The sequence below is a fragment of the Roseateles sp. P5_B10 genome (genome assembly GCF_056400485.1).
On record NZ_JBFULE010001707.1, the window covers coordinates 1 to 542 of the forward strand.

A 542-nucleotide genomic window follows, 5' to 3' on the forward strand; every position below is an offset into this window, starting at 1 on the left:
GCATCGGTCTGCTCGGCTGCACCACCTGGGCGGACAGGGCGGCCGTGTCTGCCGAGGATCAACGATTTCTGACCTTGCTGTCTCCGCATTTACGCAGAGCTGCGATGATCAGCGACCTGCTCGATGACGTGCGCGTGACGGCGCATCTGTTTCGCGAATCCCTCGAGAACCTCGCAGTGCCCGTCGTGCTGACCGACGCGGCCGGATCGGTGCTCCATGCCAATGCAAGTGCCGAACGTATGTTTGCAACGGATGGTCCGATCCTGCGTCAGGGGCGAACCATTCAGGCACAGAACGCATTGATGGGTGATGCCTTGTTGCAGGCAATCGCAAGCGCTGCGTCGGACCTCTCGCTCGGCGCCAAAGGAATTGGCCTGCCGGTATCGGCGGCAGGACAACCTCCCGCTGTCGCCTATGTCTTGCCCTTGATTGATGGTACGGCGCGCGCCGCCTTCCGTCCGGCATGTGCGGCCGTCTTCGTCTCGACAACGACCTCGGCCTCTCCAATGCCGGAGGCCGTCCTGACAACGCTGTTTGAACTC

General features: G+C 62.4%; 1 protein-coding gene. It reads left to right on the plus strand.

Going from position 1 to position 542, the window contains the following annotated elements:
* Positions 1 to 104: 104 nt before the first annotated feature.
* Positions 105 to 542, plus strand: a 438-nt coding sequence (locus AC1DU6_RS35460; protein WP_477863283.1) for a PAS domain-containing protein, incomplete at its 3' end; no start/stop codon positions are given.